Raw genomic sequence first — 18,168 nt, forward strand, 5'->3', positions numbered from 1 at the left:
ACACTGCGCCATCGCCCCCACAAAAAAAGACGACGCCGGCCATGTACCCCTCGCTCACCGCCCTAGCCCCTTGCGACCTCGATACCCTGCTGCGCAGCCTGCAGCCCATCGCCCCGCTGCTGGACACCCTCGCGGACGTGGTGTTTTTCATCAAGGACCCGCAGGCCCGCTACGCCTTCGTCAACCAGACCCTGGCCCGGCGCTGCGGTTTCAAACACCGCGGCGACCTGCTCGGCCTCACCGCCGACCAAGTGTTCCCCGAACGCTTCGGCCCGCTGTACACCGAACAGGATCGCCGGGTGCTGGCCAGCGGGCGGGAGTTGGCCGACCAGCTCGAACTGCATTTGTATTACGGCAACCAGCCCGTATGGTGCCTGACCCACAAGCTCGCCCTGCACGACCCGGATGGCCGGATCGTCGGCCTGGCCGGCATTTCCCGCGACCTGCAACTGCCGCAATCGAGCCACCCGGCGTTTCACAAACTGGCGGCGGTGGACGCCCATATCAAGCAGCACTTCGCCCGCCCCATCAGCCTTGCCGAGCTGACCGCCATCGCCGAATTGTCGGTGGCGCAACTGGAACGCCACTGCAAGCGCATCTTCCAACTCACGCCGCGGCAGATGATTCACAAGGCCAGGCTGGAGGAAGCCTCGCGGCTGTTGCTCGACCAGGAGCTGCCGATCACCGAGATCGCCCTGCGCTGCGGTTACACCGATCACAGCGCCTTCAGTCGCCAGTTCCGCGCCCTGACCAGCCTGTCCCCCAGCCAGTATCGCGAGAATCAGCGCTGATCCCTTGTTCCCTGATGGGGCATCGGGTCCCATGGTTGCTCCCATCTGTAACACCACGGGCCAACGCAGCCCCCTGCCTCTGTGTGCCCCGTCCGCCGGAAAAGCCTCTAGGTCAGTCCTCCCACTCAATTACTGCGACTCAACCCGAAACAGGCATGCCGATTGCTTATCTAATATCGTATACGAAATCCTCAATACGATATCTCACCGCATTTATTCGACAGCGAGGCATTTATGAAAAACCCTACATTGGCCGTAGCCCTCAGCGTTGTCCTCACCCCGCTTTTCATCACCCCGGCCCACGCCGACAAACTCGACGACATCATCGGTTCCGGCAAATTGCGCTGCGCCGTGACCCTGGACTTCCCGCCCATGGGCTTTCGCGACGAAAGCAACAAACCGGCGGGATTCGACGTGGACTATTGCCAAGACCTGGCGAAGGTCCTCGGCGTAGACGCCGAAGTGGTGGAAACGCCGTTCTCCGACCGAATCCCCGCGCTGCTGTCGGGCCGCGCCGACGTCATCGTCGCCTCCACTTCCGACACCTTGGAGCGAGCCAAGACCGTCGGCCTGACCGTGCCCTACTTCGCCTTCCAGATGGTGGTGCTGACCCGCGACAACACCGGCATCAACAGCTACGCCGACCTCAAGGGCAAGGCCTTGGGTAACACCAGCAGCACCTACGAAGCCATCGCCCTGGAGAAAGACCAGAAGAGCTGGGGCAGCGGCAGCTTCCGCGCCTACCAGTCGCAGAACGACACCCTGCTGGCCGTCGCCCAGGGGCACATCGATGCCACCGTGGTGACCAACACCGTGGCCGCCGCGACCATCAAGTCGGGCAAGTACAAGGGCCTGAAGATCGCCGGTGACGCGCCCTACGTCATCGACTACGTGTCCCTCGGCGCCAAGCGCAGCGAGTACGGCCTGCTCAACTACCTCAACCTGTTCGTCAACCAGCAGGTGCGCACGGGTCGCTACAAGGAGCTGTTCGTCAAATGGGTCGGCACCGACATTCCGCCGGCCAACCTCACCGTCCCCCAGGTCTACTACTGAGGATCGGCGCATGCCAAGCACGCCTGTCCGTGTGAAAGGCCGCAGCCTGGTGGAGGGTGCCGCCCAGGGCGCCCTGCTGTTCGCCGAGGTCGGGCTGAGTTTCTGGGGTGGAGTCGATCCGGCCAGTGGCGAGGTCATCGACCGGCACCATCCCTTGAGTGGCCAGCACCTGGCCGGGCGCGTATTGGCGATTCCCAGCGGACGCGGCTCCTGCACCGGCAGCAGCGTCTTGATGGAGCTGATCAGCAACGGCCACGCCCCCGCAGCCCTGGTGCTGGCCGAAGCCGATGAAATCCTGACCCTGGGCGTGCTGGTGGCGCAGGTGATTTTCCAGCGTTCGCTGCCGGTGTTGTGCGTGGGGCAGGAGGCCTTCAATGGGCTGCGCGGCCAGGGTTTTGTCCGTCTGGAAGGCGATGTCCTGACATTGTCTGGCCGGCCCCTGGACGACGGCTGGCAAGGTTCGTACGCGGCGTCGCAACCGCCCACTTTCTCAACCCTGGGGCTGACCGAACACGACCGGGCATTGCTCGACGGCAGCCATGGCAAGGCCGCCCAAGTGGCGATGCACATCGTGCTGCGCATGGCCGAGATCCAGGGCGCCACGCAACTGCTGGACGTGACCCAGGCTCACATCGACGGCTGCATCTACACCGGTCCCGCCAGCCTGCGCTTTGCCGAACAACTGGTGCAGTGGGGCGCGAAAGTCCGTGTACCCACCACCCTCAATTCCATCTCCGTGGACCAGCGTCGCTGGCGCGAGCTGGGCGTCGAGCCGGCCCTGGGCGAGCCTGCCAGTGCCTTGGGCGACGCCTACATGGCGATGGGCGCCCAACTGAGTTTCACCTGTGCCCCCTACCTGCTGGACACCGCGCCAAAAGCCGGCGAGCAAATCGTCTGGGCCGAATCCAACGCGGTGGTCTATGCCAACAGCGTGTTGGGCGCGCGCACGCAAAAGTACCCGGACTTCCTCGACATCTGCATCGCCCTGTGCGGGCGGGCGCCGTTGACCGGCTGCCATCTCGACGACCCGCGCAAGGCCCGGTTGATCGTCGACGTGCCCGCGCTGGGCAGGGTCGACGACAGTTTCTATCCGCTGCTGGGCTACCACATCGGTAGTCTGGCCGGCCGGCGTATTCCGCTGATACGCGGCCTGGAACACGCCGCACCGAGCCTGGACGACCTCAAGGCCTTCGGCGCCGCGTTCGCCACCACCAGCGCCGCGCCGCTGTTCCACATCGCCGGGGTGACACCGGAAGCCCTCGAGCCGGCCGATGTCCTGGAGCGCGACGTCGCGTTGCCGCAGGAAAGCGTCGATGCCGCGGGCCTGCTTGCCAGTTGGCGCGAACTCAACAGCGCCCGGGATAACTGGGTGGACGTGGTGTCCCTGGGCAATCCGCATTTTTCCCTCAGCGAGTTCGCCGCCCTCGCGACCTTGTGCGCGGGCCGGGTCAAGCATCCCTATGTGGTGCTGGCGATCACCTGCGGCCGGGCGGTGCTGGAGCAGGCCCGCAAAGCCGGGTATCTGACCGCCATCGAGGCCTTCGGCGCGGTGCTGGTGACCGACACCTGTTGGTGCATGTTGGGTGAGCCGGTGATTCCGCCCCACGCCACCACACTGATGACCAACTCCGGTAAATACGCCCACTACGCACCCGGCCTGGTCGGTCGCGGGGTGCACTTTGCCGCTCTCGCCGATTGCGTCGAGGCCGCGTGCAACGCCGCGACTCGCGGCCAGCCGCCGACGTGGCTACAACCGAACCGCACCGGGAGCCCGACCCATGTTTGACTACAGCTTCCAATGGCGCCCGGCCTTGCGCGCCCTGCCCGACATGCTCGCCGGGGCCTGGGTGACCTTCGAGACCGCCGCGCTGTCGATGATTTTCGGCGTGCTGATCGCCCTGGTGCTGACCGTGATGCGCCAGGCCCCGAATCGCTTGCTGCGGGGCGTGGGCAATGGCTGGGTGTCCATCGCCCGCAACACGCCCTCGCTGTTCCAGATCTACATCCTCTACTTCGGCCTCGGCTCCCTCGGGCTGCACGTCAGTTCCTGGCTGGCCTTGCTGGCCGGAATCACCTTCAACAACGCCGGCTACCTGGCGGAAAACTTTCGCGGCGGCCTCAAGGCCGTGCCCGGTACGCAAATGCGCGCCGCCCGTTCGTTGGGGATGAGTGCCTTCCAGGCCTACCGGATGATCATCGTCCCGCAACTGTTGCGCATCGTCTTCTACCCGCTGACCAACCAGATGGTCTGGGCGGTGCTGATGACGTCCCTGGGGGTGGTGGTCGGCCTGAACAACGACCTCACCGGCGTCACCCAGGAATACAACGTCAAGACCTTCCGCACCTTCGAATACTTCGCCCTCGCGGCGGTGCTGTATTACCTGATCGCCAAGCTGATCGTCGGGTTGGCCCGACTAGTGTCCTGGCGCTTGTTTCGTTACTGAGGAGGGTGGGTCATGTTTTCTACAAGCCTCAGCGTCAACGACCTGCTGTATTTGCTCGAGGGGGCCTGGGTCACGTTGCAACTGACCGTGTGGTCGATCCTGCTGGGCACCTTCGCCGGGTTGCTGTTCGGCCTGTTGCGGGCGCTGTTGCCGCGGGCCAGCCTGCCACTGGCCTGGCTGCTGGACGTGTTTCGCAGTGTGCCGCTGCTGATCCAGTTCGTGCTGTTCAACTCCCTCAAGAGCATCGCCGGCCTGAACCTCAGCGCCTTCGCCGTCGGCTGCATCGTGCTCGGGGTCTACGCCGCAGCGTACTTCACCGAAATCGTGCGCGGTGGCGTGCTGGCGGTGCCGTCGAGCACCCGCCGGGCCAGCCGGTCCCTGGGACTGAGCTATGTGCAGGACCTGCGCTTCATCGTCCTGCCGATTGCCACGCGGGTGGCCTTTCCCGGCTGGCTGAACCTGGTGCTGGGCGTGATGAAGGACACCGCGCTGGTGATGTGGATCGGCATCGTCGAATTGCTGCGGGCGTCGCAAACCATCGTCACGCGCATTCAGGAACCCCTGCTGGTGCTGTGCATCGCGGGCCTCATTTACTACGTCATGAGCCTGGTGGTCGCCCGCCTCGGCGCACGCCTGGAAAGAAGGTGGCAGGAAAATGATTGAGATCGAAAACGTGCATAAAGCCTTCGGCGCCCTGGAAGTGGTCAAGGGTGTGAGCCTGACGGTGGACAAGGGCGAAGTGGTGTCGATCATCGGCGGTTCCGGCTCTGGCAAGTCAACCCTGCTGATGTGCATCAACGGCCTGGAGCCCATCCAGAAAGGCAGCATCCGCGTGGACGGCATCGAGGTTCACGACCGGGCCACTGATCTCAATCGCTTGCGGCAGAAGATCGGCATCGTCTTCCAGCAATGGAATGCTTTCCCTCACCTGACCGTACTGGAGAACGTGATGCTGGCGCCGCGCAAGGTGCTGGGCAAGAGCCGGCAGGACGCCGAGGCGCTGGCGGTGAAGCAGCTTGAACATGTGGGCCTGGGGGACAAGCTCAAGGCCTTCCCCGGCAAGCTTTCCGGCGGCCAGCAACAACGCATGGCCATCGCCCGGGCGCTGGCCATGTCGCCGGACTACATGCTCTTCGACGAAGCCACCTCGGCCCTGGACCCGCAACTGGTGGGCGAAGTCCTGGACACCATGCGCATGCTCGCCGAAGACGGCATGACCATGGTGCTGGTGACCCACGAGATCCGCTTCGCCCGGGACGTGTCCGACCGCGTGGCGTTCTTTTGCAATGGGCGGGTCCATGAAATCGGCCCGCCGGACCAGGTGATCGGCAACCCGGTGCAGCCGGAGACGGCGGCGTTTCTCAAGTCGGTGAAATAGCGGATGGCCCTATCGCGAGCAAGCTCGCTCCCACAGGGGAACGCATTTCAATGTGGGAGCGAGCTTGCTCGCGATGAGGCCCGACCAGACAACAAAGGATTTTGATCCATGCGCTCATCAAAAATCATCCATGTAGTCAGTTGCCACGCCGAAGGCGAAGTCGGCGATGTGATCGTCGGCGGTGTCGCGCCACCACCCGGTGCCACGGTGTGGGAGCAGTCACGCTGGATCGCCCAGGACCAGGCCCTGCGCAACTTCGTCCTCAACGAACCCCGTGGCGGTGTGTTCCGCCACGTCAACCTGCTGGTGCCAGCCAAGAACCCGCGTGCGCAGATGGCCTGGATCATCATGGAACCGGCCGACACGCCGCCGATGTCCGGCTCCAACTCGCTGTGCGTGGCCACCGTGTTGCTGGACAGCGGCATCCTGCCGATGACCGAACCCCAGACCCGCCTGGTGCTGGAAGCGCCGGGCGGCCTGATCGAAGCGGTGGCCGACTGCCGCGACGGCAAGGTGCAACGGGTCGAGATCAAGAACGTGCCCTCCTTCGCCGACCGCCTCGATGCCTGGATCGAAGTCGAAGGCCTGGGCTCCCTGCAGGTGGACACCGCTTATGGCGGCGACAGCTTTGTCATCGTCGACGCCCAACGCCTGGGCTTTGCCATTCGCCCCGACGAGGCCGCCGAGCTGGTGGCCGTGGGCTTGAAGATCACCCGCGCCGCCAACGAACAACTGGGCTTCGTGCACCCGTTGAATCCTGATTGGTCGCACATCTCGTTCTGCCAGATCGCCGCGCCCATCGTCCAGGAGAATGGCATCGCCACTGGCGCCAACGCCGTGGTGATCCAGCCCGGCAAGATCGACCGCTCCCCCACCGGCACCGGCTGCTCGGCACGCATGGCGGTGTTGCACGCCAAGGGCTTGATGCAGGTGGGCGAGCGGTTTATCGGCCGCTCGATCATCGGCTCCGAATTCCACTGCCGCATCGACTCACTGACCGACATGGCCGGACGCCCGGCGATTTACCCGTGCATCGCCGGACGGGCGTGGATCACCGGGACCCATCAGCTGTTGCTCGACCCGGACGACCCGTGGCCGCAGGGCTATCGGCTTTCCGACACCTGGCCTGGCGCATGAATTTTGAACTTTGCACATCCCCTGTGGCGAGGGAGCTTGCTCCCGCTGGGTCGCGAAGCGGCCCTCTGGATTTGCCTGACACACCGAGTTGCCAGGTGGTTATTGGGGCCGCTTCACAGCCCAGCGGGAGCAAGCTCCCTCGCCACAAAAGCTCTGTATTCGACTCAACTTTATCTACGTATACGAAATACCATTAACCACCGGAGACAACCCATGAGCAAACGCATCAACTGGAGCGGCGTGTTCCCTGCCGTCACCACGCAATTCAACGATGACTTTTCCATCAACCTGGAAAAAACCCACCAAGTGATTTCCAACGTCATTCGGGACGGCGTTTCCGGCCTGGTGGTCTGTGGGTCGGTGGGGGAAAACACGTCCCTGAGCGCCGAGGAAAAAATCGCTGTGACCGAAGTGGCGGTGGACGCCTCCCGCGGCCGCGTGCCAGTGATTTGCGGCGTGGCCGAGTTCACCAGTGTTCAGGCCGCCAAGGTCGCCAACGCGGTGCGCAAGGTGGGCGTCGACGGGGTGATGCTGATGCCGGCGCTGGTCTACGGCTCCAAACCCTTCGAGACCGCCGAGCATTTCCGCTACGTGGCCCGTCACGCCGATGTGCCGCTGATGGTCTACAACAACCCGCCGATCTACAAGAATGACGTGACCCCGGACATCCTGATTTCCCTGGCCGATTGCGACAACGTGGTGTGTTTCAAGGACTCTTCCGGCGACACCCGGCGCTTCATCGACGTGCGCAATGAAGTCGGCGATCGCTTTGTGCTGTTCGCAGGCCTCGATGACGTGGTGCTGGAAAGCCTTGCCGTGGGCGCCGAAGGCTGGGTCTCGGGCATGTCCAACGTGTTCCCGAAGGAAGGCGAGACCATTTTCCGCCTGGCCCGCGCCGGACGGTTCGCCGAGGCGATGCCGATCTACGAATGGTTGATGCCGATCCTGCACCTGGACGCCCGCGCCGATCTGGTGCAATGCATCAAGCTGTGCGAAGCCATCGCCGGCCGCGGCAGCGCCCTCACCCGCCCACCGCGCCTGGCCTTGCCGGAAGCGGACCGGGTGTATGTGGAGCAGATCATGGCCAAGGCCATGGCCAATCGGCCGGCGTTGCCGGATGTGGGGCTTTGAGCCCGGGGCATGGCGCCAACTGGCGGTGACTGGGACGCCGCCATCGCGAGCAAGCTCGCTCCCACAGGGATTTGTGGTGAATACGCGATAGTGAGCCCAGGGGATTCAAGCTGTGGGAGCGAGCTTGCTCGCGATAGCGGTCTGCCTGAAGCGACTATGCTGGGTGTGCCGACTAAATCGCGAGCAGGCTCGCTCCCACAAAGTTTGACGAGGCTTCCCATGAATTATTTCCTGGCCCAGGCCCTGAACAACCGATGGGCCAACCACAGGCTGCTCGGCGCCTGCGCGCAGTTGAGCGAGGCTGACTACGCCGCGCCGCGCACGGGATTCTTCCCGTCCATCCAAGCCACGCTTTGCCACATCCTGGAAGTGGACCGTTACTACCTCACCGCCCTGGAAGGTGACCGGGACGGCCAGATAAAAGATTTCTCCCAGACCCTGCCCTTTGCCCAGCTCATGCAGAGCCAGGCTCAAACCGACCAGCGGCTGGTGACCTTCTGCGAATCACTGCGAGAAAAAGACCTCGCCCGCTCCGTCGACCTGATGCGTGCCGACGGTGTGGTGCTCGAACGAATCGACCGACTGCTGTTGCACCTGTTCGAACATCAGATCCATCACCGCGGCCAGGTGCATTCGATGCTCAGCGGCACGGGTGTCAAGCCACCGCAGCTCGATGAGTTCTTCCTCGACTGCGACCGTAGGTTTCGGCAGCAAGAAGAACAAACACTGCAACTCAACGAAGCAACTGTCTGGCGAGACTATCGGCCCGACTGAAGCGCTACGCCGAAAAAAAGGCGACGGCCGCCGCCGGCCATCGCCAAATCGCCCACCCGGGCGCTCTCAGATCCGTGCGGGAGACACGATGATCTTCACGTTGTGCTCCTTGTTGTTCACCAGTTCCTCGAAGCCCTGCCCGACGATCTCCTCCAACTGGATGCGCCCGGTCACCAGCGGCGAGATGTCCAGGCGTCCGTCGGCGATGAAGGCAATCACATCAGCGAACTCACCGTTGTAAGCCAGCGCGCCGAGCACTTGTTTCTCGGTGGAGACCAGTTCAAAGAAGTTGAACTCGCTCGGTTCCTCGAAAATGCCCACCAACACGCATTTGCCGGCCTTGCGGATCAGGTCGATGGCCAGCTTGGCGGTGTGCTTGTTGCCAATGCATTCGAAACTGACATCGGCCCCCAGGCCAGCGGTCAGGCGACGGACTTCGGCCAGGGCATCGCACTCGTTCGGATCGATCACATGGCTGGCGCCGACTTCCAGGGCCTTGGCCTTGCGGGCTCCGGACATTTCCAGGGCAATCACCTGGGCCGCACCGGCCGCCCTGGCGCACATGATCGTGCACAGGCCGATGGTTCCGGCGCCAACCACCACCACGTTCTGACCCAACAGGCTGCCGGCCTTTTTCACCGCATGCATGCCCACCGCCAGCGGCTCGATCAACGCACCGGCCTCGGTCGGAAAGTCGGCAGGCAGTTTGTAGAGCAGGTTCGCCGGCACGTTGACCAGTTCCGCGAACGCACCGTTGTTCATCAGCCCGGTGAAGGCCAGGTTCTCGCAGATGTTGTAGAGCCCGTGGGTACAGTAATAACAAGTGCCGCAGTGCTGGCAGGCATCGGCCGCCACCGGTTCGCCGACGCTGAAACCCTCGACGCCGGCGCCCAGTTCGACGATTTCGCCGCAGAACTCATGGCCGAGGATGCATTGGCCCTTGATCCCGGTCAGCGGATGCGGCGCGTCCACCGGGATGAACACCGGCCCGGCCACGTATTCATGCAGGTCCGAGCCGCAGATGCCGCACCATTGCACGCGGATCTGCACCCAACCGGCCGGCGGCGAAACCGGCAGTGGCACGTCTTCGACGCGAATGTCGTTGCGGCCATGCCAGACGGCGGCGCGCATGCTGCGGGTCGGCTTGATTGAAACGTTCATAGTTGCCTCCAGAGGATTTTATGGGGCGGCGATTCATCGCCGCCCGCTTAGTCAGTGCTGGGCGATGAACTCGAGAATCGATCGATTGACCTGCTCGGCCGCTTCCATCTGCACCATGTGGCCCTGGCCGGGGAGCACTTCGACCTGGGCATCCAACCCTTCGCTGTGGGCCGCCGGGATGATTGCGTCGTCGCTGCCCCAGATCACCAGGGTCGGTACGTGGCCGGCCTGCACCACCTCGCGCAGGTCCACCTGCTGGCGACCGTCGACGAACAGCGTCGCCGACAGTTGCCGCAGGGCGGCGTCCACGCCTTCCAGGCGCTTGTACTTGAGCATGTCGTCGAGCATCTGCCGCGTGACCAGCTCGGCATTGGAGAACAATTGCACCAGTGGCGGCTTGAGGGCGTTGCGGTTGGCCGCTTCGACGAAACCTTGCAGGTAGCTGCCGTTGATCTGCGCGCCCAGCCCGGCGCTGCCGATCAAGGTCAGCGACCGTATCCGCTGAGGCATCAGGCGCGCGGCATTCAGCGACACCGCCCCGCCCATGGAATGCCCCACCAGATGCACCGCGTTGATGTCCAGGTGATCGAGCAAGGCCAGCACCACGCCGCTCAGCTCGTCCAGGTCGCCGCGTTGCAGGGTTTTCGAAGATTCGCCATGGCCCGGCAGGTCCAGGGCAATGACCCGACGCCCGGCGGCCAGTGCTTCATGGTTGAACAGCCAATTGTTCAGGTCGCCGCCGAAACCGTGCACCAGCACCAACGGCACGCCGCCCTCGCCGCGTTCGAAATAGCGGATCACCCGGCCGTCCAACTCGACTTTCTGCGGTGTCGGGCCGCTGTCTTCATCGGCTGCATCACCGGGCACGAAGTTGGATTGGAACTGCTCGATGACCGCGTCGATCTCGGCGTCGCTGGCCTCGCCGTCGACGACGATGCCAAGCAAGGCGCCGACCGCCAGGGTTTCGTCCTGGCGGGCAACCTGCCGGCGCAGGATTCCGGAGAACGGCGCCTCGACGCTGCTGGAGATCTTGTCCGTCTCGACGTCCATCACTTCCTCGCCCTTGGTGATGGCCTGGCCCTCCTCCTTGAGCCAGGCATCGACCCGGCCCTCGGTCATCGACAGGCCCCACTTGGGCATGGTCAAGGTATGAATCTGGCTCATCAGCGCTTGCTCCACTCGATCACGTTGAGCACGGCTTGCTCGATCTTCGCCGCGTCAGGGATGTACAGGTCTTCCAGGGCATCGGAGAACGGCACCGGCGTGTGCGGCGCGGTGACCATTTCGATCGGGGCCTTGAGCGCGCCGAAGGCCTTTTGTGCCACCAGCGCGGAAATGTCGGTGGCCATGGAACAGCGTGGGTTGGCCTCGTCGATCACCACCAGGCGCCCGGTCTTCTCCACGCTTTCGAGGATGCTGTCCTCGTCCATCGGGCTGGTGGTACGCAGGTCGATGACTTCGCAGTCGATACCGCGCCCGGCCAGGCTGCGCGCGGCGTCCATCGCGGTGTTGACCATGCGTCCGTACGATACGAGCGTCACGTCCTTGCCGTCGCGCAGGAAGTTGGCCTCGCCAAAGGGGATGGTGTAGAGCTCTTCCGGCACTTCGCCCTGCATGCTGTAGAGCAACTTGTGCTCGCAGAAGATCACTGGGTCGTTGTCGCGGATCGCCTGGATCAGCAGGCCCTTGGCGTCGTAAGGCGATGACGGGCAGACCACTTTCAGCCCCGGAATGTGCGTCCACAAGGACGTGAGCATCTGCGAATGCTGGGCGGCGGCGCGCAGGCCGGCGCCGACCATGGTGCGGATCACCAGGGGCGTGGAAGCCTTGCCGCCGAACATGTAGCGAAACTTCGCCGCCTGGTTGAGGATCTGGTCCAGGCAGCACCCGGCAAAGTCGACGAACATCAGTTCGCACACTGGGCGTACGCCACAGGTGGCAGCCCCGACCGCCGCGCCGACGTAACCGATTTCCGAGAGTGGCGTGTCCAGCACGCGCCCGGGAAACTGGTCGTAAAGGCCCTTGGTCACCCCAAGTACACCGCCCCAGGCGTCGTTTTCACCGGGGGCGCCAGCGCCACCGGCCACGTCCTCACCCATGATGAACACGCTTGAGTCCCGGCGCATCTCCTGGGCCAGCGCTTCGTTGATTGCCTGCTGATAGCTGATTTTTCTCGCCATGATGGAGTTCTCTATTCTTGTTGTTCAGGAGGGCGTTCAGGGATAGCTGACGTAGACGTCGGTCAGCAGGTCCGCTGCGGAGGGCTTGGGATCGGACTTGGCCTTGTACACGGCGTTTTCAATCAGCAGGTCCACTTCCTTGTCGATCTGGTCCAACTGCTCGACGGTGAGCAAGCCGGCCCGGGTGGTGCGCTCGCGGAACTGCATCAGGCAGTCCTGGTTTTCGCGGAAGTGCTTGACCTCGTCGGGGGCCCGGTAGGTCTGGGCGTCGCCCTCGAAGTGCCCGTAGTAGCGGGTCAGCTTGACCTCGATCAGCGACGGCCCCTCCCCGGCACGGGCGCGTTCGACGGCAGCCCCGGCGGCTTCATGCACGGCAAAGAAGTCGAAGCCGTCGACAGTCACGCCGGGCATGCCGAACCCGGCCGCACGATCGGCGATGTGATCGCAGGCCACCGACCAATTGGACGCGGTGGCTTCGGCGTAGCCGTTGTTTTCCGCGACGAACAGGCACGGCAGGTTCCACACCGAGGCCATGTTCATGGCTTCGAACACCGCGCCCTCGTTGGAGCCGCCGTCGCCGAAAAACACCACGGCGACGCTGTCGGTGCCCTTGAGCCGGGCCGCCAAAGCCGCGCCGACCACCAGGGGCGCGCCGGCGCCGACAATGCCGTTGGCGCCGAGCATGCCTTTCTCGAAATCGGCGATGTGCATCGAGCCGCCCTTGCCTTGGCAGACGCCGGTTTTCTTGCCGTAGATCTCGGCCATCATGCCGTAGACGTCCACGCCCTTGGCGATGCAATGACCATGGCCACGGTGGTTGGAGGCAATGCAATCGTCATCGCCCAGGTGGGCCATGACGCCTGCGGCCGAGGCTTCTTCGCCGGCATACAGGTGGACGAACCCGGGGATTTCACCCGTGGCGAACTCCACGTGAAGGCGCTCTTCAAAGGCGCGGATGGTGCGCATTACCTGGTAGGCGTGCAGCAGTTGATCGTGGGTGAGCGGTGTCGACATTTTTATTCTCCAGGGGTGTCTTGAAGGTTCAGAGGGTGTTGCGGGTGTTCGCGGCCGATGGCCAGCAAACGTTGTTGCGCGGCGTAGGCCAGCACCGCGTTGACGTCGATGCTCAGTGGACCGCCGGCATCGAGGGTGACCGTGGGCCGGTCATGCACGTTGAATTCGATTTCCCGCTCGCCGTCCAAGGCCAGGGTGCCGCTGGAGAGCGACAGGCCATGGGCGACACCAGGTTCCAGGGGGCCGGCGGCGAGCACGCCACAGCCCTGCAACAGGCCCGGCGCGAGCGGCACCAGCAGCGCTTCGGAGGATTGCGGGTCCAGGCGCATCCAGGCACCACCCGGCGCCTGGCGTGACACCGGAAACCACAAGCCGCATAGCGCCGACAGGCCGATGGACTGCGGTTCGGCGAAGGTCACGAAGACTTCGGCCAAGTCCTGTGCCCGACTGATGGCCCGGGCGCCGACAAACCGCAGGGGCGACACGGCGACGTCCACCAGGGCGATTTCGCGCAGGCCACGTCCGGCGTCGCAAACCAGCAAACGCTTGTTGCGGCGCAAACCGATCTGCGCCGGGACCCGGCCGCTGGCGTACAAGCCACCGGCCAGCCCGGCACTGGTGGCCTCGCGCAGTTCGGGAAAGGCGTTGTTGGTGCCGGTGGACAGGGTCAGCAACGGGATGTCCCCCACTTCGGCGGCCACCGCCTTGTGGGTACCGTCGCCACCGAGCACGGCGATCAGCGCCACCTCGCGCTCGGCCATCAGGCGCGCGGCCCGGCGGGTGTCTTCGACGGTCTGGCGCAGGGTCAGGTCGAGGAACTCCAGGGCCGGCCAGTGGCTGCTGCGGGCCTGGCGGCTGTGGCTGTTCTTCAGCACAGCGGCGGCTATGCCAATCATGTCGGTGGGCATCAACACCTGCTCGATGCCGGTGGCACCGAAAGCAGCCAGCAGGCGCTGGATCACCGAGACCTTGTCGGTGCTGGAAAACAGCCCGGCATTGGCGGTCAGGCGCCGCACGTCGCGGCCCGATGCGGGGTTGGCGATGATGCCCACGGTCAGTGGCCGGCGGCTCATGGTGCCACCACGGGAGGAACAGGCGAACGGCCTGGGCAGGAGAACATAGGCACCTCGTTGTTATTATTGGATGACCCGTCAGGCGGGCTCCAGGGGTAGAGCAAGGGCGGTGCCAGTTACCGGAAAAACCCAGGAAACAGCCGGGCCAGAGCGGTCCAGGCGGGATGTTCGATAAGGCCAGGCGAGCCCCGCTGAGACGCTCCATGTCAGCCTGCACGAGGTGGCGGCGAGACGCTGAGACGTGGCGTCTCACACCTGCCGAACAACCCGTCGTGCTTGTCGGCACCCGGCGAACGGCGCTTAATGTGCGCACAACGACAAGAAGCTGAATCGGAGGCCCCTATGCTTTCCGCTCACTCCCGGGCGCACGTGGATTGCGTCAGCCGCGTGGTGAAAAACGCGGCGCAATTGCCTCAACTGCCGGTCCCGGACCTGATCCTCGACTCCTGGCGCCGCTCCCTGGAGCAACATCACCTGGACCCCGGTTCGCTGCAGGGCCCGCGCATCCTGTCCCAGGACGTGCTCAAGCAATGCCGCGAGCGCTCCGAGCTGTTCCTCAATATCGCCAGCGAAGAAGTGGCCCGCCTCCATGGCCGGGTCCGTGATGCCGACTACTGCGTGCTCTTGACCGATGCCCAGGGCCAGACCATCGACTACCGGGTGGAAACCACGATCCGCAATGACTGCCGCAAGGCCGGGCTTTACCTGGGCACGTGCTGGTCGGAGGGTGAAGAAGGCACCTGTGGCGTGGCGGCGGTGCTCACGGGCAAAGCCCCGGTGACGGTGCACAAGCGCGACCATTTCCGCGCGGCGTTCATTGGCCTGACCTGCTCCGCCGCACCGGTCTTCGACCCCCAGGGCGAATTGCTCGGGGTGCTGGACGTGTCGGCCGTGCGCTCGCCGGATGATCGGCGCTCGCAGCACCTGATCCGGCAAATGGTGGTGCAGAGCGCCCGGGAGATCGAGCAGGCGTTTTTCATGAGCAGTGCCCAGGGCTACTGGGTGCTGCGGGCCCATCGCAACGCCGGCTACGTCGACAGCCAGCCGGACTTCCTGTTCGCCTGGGACGACGACGGTTGCCTGCAAGCCCTGAACCCCGCCGCCCGCCAATACCTGCTGCAGCATTACGGGCAGTTGCCGCAACACATCGGCCAGGTGTTCGACCAGCAGCGGCTGCACCGGGCCCGGGACGAAAGCCTCTGCTTCCTCGATCACGCTTTGCATGCCCGCTTGAGCGCCCCACGCCAGCGGGCCACTCCGCGTCCGCGGGTGGCGATGACGCCGGCCGAGATCGATCCGCGCCTGACCGACAGCCTGCGCCTGGCGGTACGGGTCAAGGATCGCAACCTGCCGGTGCTGATCCAGGGCGAAACCGGTTCCGGCAAGGAAGTGTTCGCCCGGCAGCTGCACCAGGCCAGCCAGCGCCATGATCGCCCTTTCGTGGCGTTGAATTGCGCCGCCATTCCCGAAAGCCTGATCGAAAGCGAATTGTTCGGCTACGTCGCCGGCGCCTTCACCGGAGCCTCGGCCAAAGGCATGCAAGGCCTGCTGCAACAGGCCGATGGCGGCACCTTGTTCCTGGATGAGATCGGTGACATGCCGCTGGCCTTGCAGACCCGCCTGCTGCGGGTGCTGGCCGAGGGTGAAGTGGCGCCGCTGGGGGCATCCCGCCGCAAGGCCGTGGACATCCAAGTGATCTGCGCCACCCACCGCGACCTGGAGACCCTGGTGGCCGCTGGCGAGTTTCGTGAGGATTTGTATTTCCGCCTCGGTGGCGCGCGTTTCCAGCTACCGCCGTTGCGCGAACGCAGCGACCGGCTGGCGCTGATCAATCGAATGCTTGCCGAGGAGTCGGCGCTCTGCGGGGGGACGGTGCAATTGAGCGGTGCGGCGCTGGAATGCCTGCTCGGTTATCACTGGCCGGGCAATGTCCGCCAGTTGCGCCATGTGCTGCGCTATGCCTGCGCGGTGTGCGAAGCCAGCGTGGTCCAACTCAGCCACCTGCCCGAGTCATTGCACCGCGCGGACGCCGCCGATCATGGGCCGCAGCCGAGCGCCAGCCCGGAACGCCAGGCGCTGCTTGATGCCCTGGTGCGCCACCGCTGGAAACCCACCGCCGCCGCCCGGGCCCTGGGCATTTCCCGGGCGACCCTGTATCGGCGGGTGCACCAGCACGGTATCGAGATGCCAGGCCGGAGCCCGGCCTGAGGCCTATCGGCGTGCCAGCTCATGACGGACACATTGTTCGTAGTAGGTCTGCTTGACCGCGGCAGGCTTCAGACGCGAAGCGCTGTTGTAAGTCTGCTCGGTAATGCCCAGGGCGGTCATGCGCATCCAGGGCCGGGGAAACTTGCGCACTTGCAGCTTCTTGCGCGCGCCGTACAGGCTGACGCCAGAAAGCTTCGACGCCTGCGCGCCCGCCGCGATGTCCGAACCCCAGCGGCATACTGACTGCTGGTTCTGCGTCAGCGCCTTGGCCTGGGCCCCAAGCGAGACGGCGGCCAGGAGAAACGTCGTTACGACCCACATAGAAATACGCATAGGTTTGTCGCCCAACTTTCTGAAAGGAAAGAAGTTTGACCGTATGCAAATGAGCAAGGGGCCAGCATTTGCATGCGGCCCCTGTGGCTTTGCCCTCGCCATCTGCGACATCCGTTGCCAAATGACGGGACAATCTAGAAATAAGAAGAGAATACTACTCCATATAATTGATATTAAACAGTTTTTAATCATAGACTTGACTCGCCTTCGCCTCCTGCAACAACTGCTGGATCACCTGCTCCTGCTCGCCGTAGCGTCCTTCGCCAAAATGGCTGTAGCGCACCTGCCCCTTGGCATCGATGAAGTAATGGGCCGGCCAGTACTGGTTGTTGAAGGCGCGCCAGATCGCATATTGGTTGTCGATCGCCACCGGATAGTGGATATCCAGCTTGCCTACCTGCTCGCGCACGTTGTCGATGATCTTCTCGTAGCCATATTCCGGGGTATGGACGCCGATCACCACCAGCCCGTCCTTTTCATACTTCTTCGCCCAAGCGTTCACATAGGGCAAGGTGTGTTGGCAGTTGATGCAGTCGTAGGTCCAGAAGTCCACCAGCACCACCTTGCCCCGCAGTGACTCACTGCTCAGCGGCGGCGAGTTCAGCCATTGCACCGCGCCGTCCAGCGCAGGCATGGCGCCCTGGGATTCGAGGGCCGGCATGGAGCTGGCGCCGGCCTTGCTCACCACATAATCGATAACCTTGGGCACGTTCTTCAGCAAGCCTTGTTCCAAGGTGGCCGAGGGTTGGGAGGAAGTCGCCGCCAACAACCGATCATCCGCCCCGGTGCCAATCGCCACGGCCGCCAGCAACACCACCGCCCCCGTTCCCCGGCGCAACCAGGTGGTGATCGGCAGCGAGAGTTTCAGGCGCCCGACCAGACCACGCCCGGCCAGGATCAATGTGCCCAGGGACAAGGCACTGCCCAGGCCGTAGGCGAGCAACAGCAGGCTGGTTTGAGCACTGGCGCCTTGCAACATGGCGCCGGTCAGGATCACCCCGAGTATCGGCCCGGCGCACGGGGCCCAGAGCAACCCGGTGGCGACCCCGATCAGCACCGAGGCCACCGGCCCGGCCATCCGCCCGGCCCCGGCGTCCAGGCGATTGCCCAGGCTGACCAGCGGCCGCGCCAGCCAAATGCCGACCCGGCTGAAGATCAATGACAAGGCGAACACCACCATCACCACCAAGGCGACTTGCCGGCCGACGCTGCTGGCGCGCACCACCCACTCGCTACTGACCACCGCCAGGCTGGAGACCAGGGCGAACGTCAGCACCATGCCACCGAGGGTCAACAACACCGAGCCGCGGGAGCGATCGGCCCGGGCGAACAGAAACGGCACCACCGGAAGAATACAAGGGCTGAGGATCGTCAGGATCCCGCCGAGAAAAGCGATCAGAAGCATGGCAACACCTCAAAATGGGCTGAAACATGAATAAGAGCCAACACCTTTGTGGCGAGGGGATTTATCCCCGCTGGGCTGCGAAGCGG

Annotated in this window: 17 protein-coding genes; 10 read left to right on the forward strand and 7 right to left on the reverse strand. The window is 64.3% G+C overall.

Annotation, left to right across the window (positions count from 1 at the left end; translation table 11 throughout):
* Positions 1-41: 41 nt before the first annotated feature.
* The 9 genes from BLQ55_RS02790 (at position 42) to BLQ55_RS02830 (ending at position 8,708) form a co-directional block, all read left to right on the forward strand.
* Positions 42-791: an AraC family transcriptional regulator gene (locus BLQ55_RS02790; RefSeq protein ID WP_092252237.1), complete on the forward strand. Its 750-nt coding sequence runs from the start codon at positions 42-44 to the stop codon at positions 789-791.
* Positions 792-1,025: 234 nt separating this feature from the next.
* Complete coding sequence (locus tag BLQ55_RS02795; RefSeq protein ID WP_092252239.1) at positions 1,026-1,844, forward strand: ABC transporter substrate-binding protein; 819 nt, start codon at positions 1,026-1,028, stop codon at positions 1,842-1,844.
* Positions 1,845-1,854: 10 nt separating this feature from the next.
* Positions 1,855-3,630, forward strand: coding sequence for a cis-3-hydroxy-L-proline dehydratase (locus tag BLQ55_RS02800; RefSeq protein ID WP_092252241.1), 1,776 nt, complete (start codon positions 1,855-1,857; stop codon positions 3,628-3,630).
* The gene (locus tag BLQ55_RS02805; RefSeq protein WP_092198412.1) at positions 3,623-4,288 is read left to right on the forward strand and encodes an amino acid ABC transporter permease; all 666 of its coding nucleotides are present in this window, start codon (positions 3,623-3,625) and stop codon (positions 4,286-4,288) included. Before BLQ55_RS02800 ends, BLQ55_RS02805 begins: the two co-directional genes overlap by 8 nt.
* A 12-nt stretch (positions 4,289-4,300) precedes the next feature.
* Complete coding sequence (locus tag BLQ55_RS02810; protein WP_092252243.1) at positions 4,301-4,951, forward strand: amino acid ABC transporter permease; 651 nt, start codon at positions 4,301-4,303, stop codon at positions 4,949-4,951.
* Positions 4,944-5,666, forward strand: coding sequence for an amino acid ABC transporter ATP-binding protein (locus BLQ55_RS02815; protein WP_092198406.1), 723 nt, complete (start codon positions 4,944-4,946; stop codon positions 5,664-5,666). The genes BLQ55_RS02810 and BLQ55_RS02815 overlap by 8 nt, the downstream gene beginning before the upstream one ends.
* A 108-nt stretch (positions 5,667-5,774) precedes the next feature.
* Positions 5,775-6,803, forward strand: a complete 1,029-nt coding sequence (locus BLQ55_RS02820) for a trans-3-hydroxy-L-proline dehydratase (RefSeq protein WP_092252245.1) — start codon at positions 5,775-5,777, stop codon at positions 6,801-6,803.
* 213 nt (positions 6,804-7,016) lie between these two features.
* Positions 7,017-7,934 (forward strand): dihydrodipicolinate synthase family protein, encoded by a 918-nt coding sequence (locus BLQ55_RS02825; protein WP_092252247.1) that lies wholly within the window; start codon positions 7,017-7,019, stop codon positions 7,932-7,934.
* Between the two features lie 219 nt (positions 7,935-8,153).
* The gene (locus BLQ55_RS02830; RefSeq protein WP_092198397.1) at positions 8,154-8,708 is read left to right on the forward strand and encodes a DinB family protein; all 555 of its coding nucleotides are present in this window, start codon (positions 8,154-8,156) and stop codon (positions 8,706-8,708) included.
* A 66-nt stretch (positions 8,709-8,774) separates the two neighbouring features.
* Here BLQ55_RS02830 and BLQ55_RS02835 read toward each other — a convergent pair whose 3' ends face one another.
* From BLQ55_RS02835 to BLQ55_RS02855, 5 genes are all read right to left on the reverse strand, one after another.
* Positions 8,775-9,839 (reverse strand): 2,3-butanediol dehydrogenase, encoded by a 1,065-nt coding sequence (locus BLQ55_RS02835; RefSeq protein WP_256326529.1) that lies wholly within the window; start codon positions 9,837-9,839, stop codon positions 8,775-8,777.
* 81 nt (positions 9,840-9,920) lie between these two features.
* On the reverse strand, positions 9,921-11,033 hold the full coding sequence (locus tag BLQ55_RS02840; protein ID WP_092252251.1) for an acetoin dehydrogenase dihydrolipoyllysine-residue acetyltransferase subunit: 1,113 nt from the start codon (positions 11,031-11,033) through the stop codon (positions 9,921-9,923).
* A complete protein-coding gene (locus BLQ55_RS02845; protein ID WP_047228964.1) occupies positions 11,033-12,049 on the reverse strand; it encodes an alpha-ketoacid dehydrogenase subunit beta in 1,017 nt (338 codons plus the stop codon). The genes BLQ55_RS02840 and BLQ55_RS02845 overlap by 1 nt, the downstream gene beginning before the upstream one ends.
* A 36-nt stretch (positions 12,050-12,085) precedes the next feature.
* Entirely contained in the window at positions 12,086-13,063 is a 978-nt protein-coding gene (locus BLQ55_RS02850; protein ID WP_092172937.1) for a thiamine pyrophosphate-dependent dehydrogenase E1 component subunit alpha, read from the reverse strand.
* Positions 13,064-13,065: 2 nt separating this feature from the next.
* On the reverse strand, positions 13,066-14,136 hold the full coding sequence (locus BLQ55_RS02855) for an ATP-NAD kinase family protein (protein WP_092252253.1): 1,071 nt from the start codon (positions 14,134-14,136) through the stop codon (positions 13,066-13,068).
* A gap of 342 nt (positions 14,137-14,478) precedes the next feature.
* Here BLQ55_RS02855 and BLQ55_RS02860 point away from each other — a divergent pair, with 342 nt between their 5' ends.
* Positions 14,479-16,344, forward strand: coding sequence for a sigma-54-dependent Fis family transcriptional regulator (locus tag BLQ55_RS02860; protein ID WP_092252255.1), 1,866 nt, complete (start codon positions 14,479-14,481; stop codon positions 16,342-16,344).
* 3 nt (positions 16,345-16,347) lie between these two features.
* Here BLQ55_RS02860 and BLQ55_RS02865 read toward each other — a convergent pair whose 3' ends face one another.
* Both BLQ55_RS02865 and BLQ55_RS02870 read right to left on the reverse strand, forming a co-directional pair.
* Positions 16,348-16,677 carry a hypothetical protein gene (locus tag BLQ55_RS02865; protein ID WP_060743197.1) on the reverse strand — a complete coding sequence of 110 codons (330 nt, stop codon included), beginning with the start codon at positions 16,675-16,677 and terminating at the stop codon, positions 16,348-16,350.
* Positions 16,678-16,861: 184 nt separating this feature from the next.
* On the reverse strand, positions 16,862-18,082 hold the full coding sequence (locus BLQ55_RS02870) for a cytochrome c biogenesis protein DipZ (RefSeq protein ID WP_092252257.1): 1,221 nt from the start codon (positions 18,080-18,082) through the stop codon (positions 16,862-16,864).
* Positions 18,083-18,168 lie beyond the last annotated feature (86 nt).

It is taken from the genome of Pseudomonas sp. NFACC13-1, assembly GCF_900104425.1.
GTDB lineage: Bacteria > Pseudomonadota > Gammaproteobacteria > Pseudomonadales > Pseudomonadaceae > Aquipseudomonas > Aquipseudomonas fluorescens_AA.

Bases quoted from the DNA above. Each gene is read 5' to 3' on its own strand.
- BLQ55_RS02790 (WP_092252237.1), top strand. From the start codon at position 42: ATGTACCCCTCGCTCACCGCCCTAGCCCCTTGCGACCTCGATACCCTG.
- BLQ55_RS02795 (WP_092252239.1), top strand. From the start codon at position 1,026: ATGAAAAACCCTACATTGGCCGTAGCCCTCAGCGTTGTCCTCACCCCG.
- BLQ55_RS02800 (WP_092252241.1), top strand. From the start codon at position 1,855: ATGCCAAGCACGCCTGTCCGTGTGAAAGGCCGCAGCCTGGTGGAGGGT.
- BLQ55_RS02805 (WP_092198412.1), top strand. From the start codon at position 3,623: ATGTTTGACTACAGCTTCCAATGGCGCCCGGCCTTGCGCGCCCTGCCC.
- BLQ55_RS02810 (WP_092252243.1), top strand. From the start codon at position 4,301: ATGTTTTCTACAAGCCTCAGCGTCAACGACCTGCTGTATTTGCTCGAG.
- BLQ55_RS02815 (WP_092198406.1), top strand. From the start codon at position 4,944: ATGATTGAGATCGAAAACGTGCATAAAGCCTTCGGCGCCCTGGAAGTG.
- BLQ55_RS02820 (WP_092252245.1), top strand. From the start codon at position 5,775: ATGCGCTCATCAAAAATCATCCATGTAGTCAGTTGCCACGCCGAAGGC.
- BLQ55_RS02825 (WP_092252247.1), top strand. From the start codon at position 7,017: ATGAGCAAACGCATCAACTGGAGCGGCGTGTTCCCTGCCGTCACCACG.
- BLQ55_RS02830 (WP_092198397.1), top strand. From the start codon at position 8,154: ATGAATTATTTCCTGGCCCAGGCCCTGAACAACCGATGGGCCAACCAC.
- BLQ55_RS02835 (WP_256326529.1), bottom strand. From the start codon at position 9,839: ATGCGCGCCGCCGTCTGGCATGGCCGCAACGACATTCGCGTCGAAGAC.
- BLQ55_RS02840 (WP_092252251.1), bottom strand. From the start codon at position 11,033: ATGAGCCAGATTCATACCTTGACCATGCCCAAGTGGGGCCTGTCGATG.
- BLQ55_RS02845 (WP_047228964.1), bottom strand. From the start codon at position 12,049: ATGGCGAGAAAAATCAGCTATCAGCAGGCAATCAACGAAGCGCTGGCC.
- BLQ55_RS02850 (WP_092172937.1), bottom strand. From the start codon at position 13,063: ATGTCGACACCGCTCACCCACGATCAACTGCTGCACGCCTACCAGGTA.
- BLQ55_RS02855 (WP_092252253.1), bottom strand. From the start codon at position 14,136: ATGAGCCGCCGGCCACTGACCGTGGGCATCATCGCCAACCCCGCATCG.
- BLQ55_RS02860 (WP_092252255.1), top strand. From the start codon at position 14,479: ATGCTTTCCGCTCACTCCCGGGCGCACGTGGATTGCGTCAGCCGCGTG.
- BLQ55_RS02865 (WP_060743197.1), bottom strand. From the start codon at position 16,677: ATGCGTATTTCTATGTGGGTCGTAACGACGTTTCTCCTGGCCGCCGTC.
- BLQ55_RS02870 (WP_092252257.1), bottom strand. From the start codon at position 18,082: ATGCTTCTGATCGCTTTTCTCGGCGGGATCCTGACGATCCTCAGCCCT.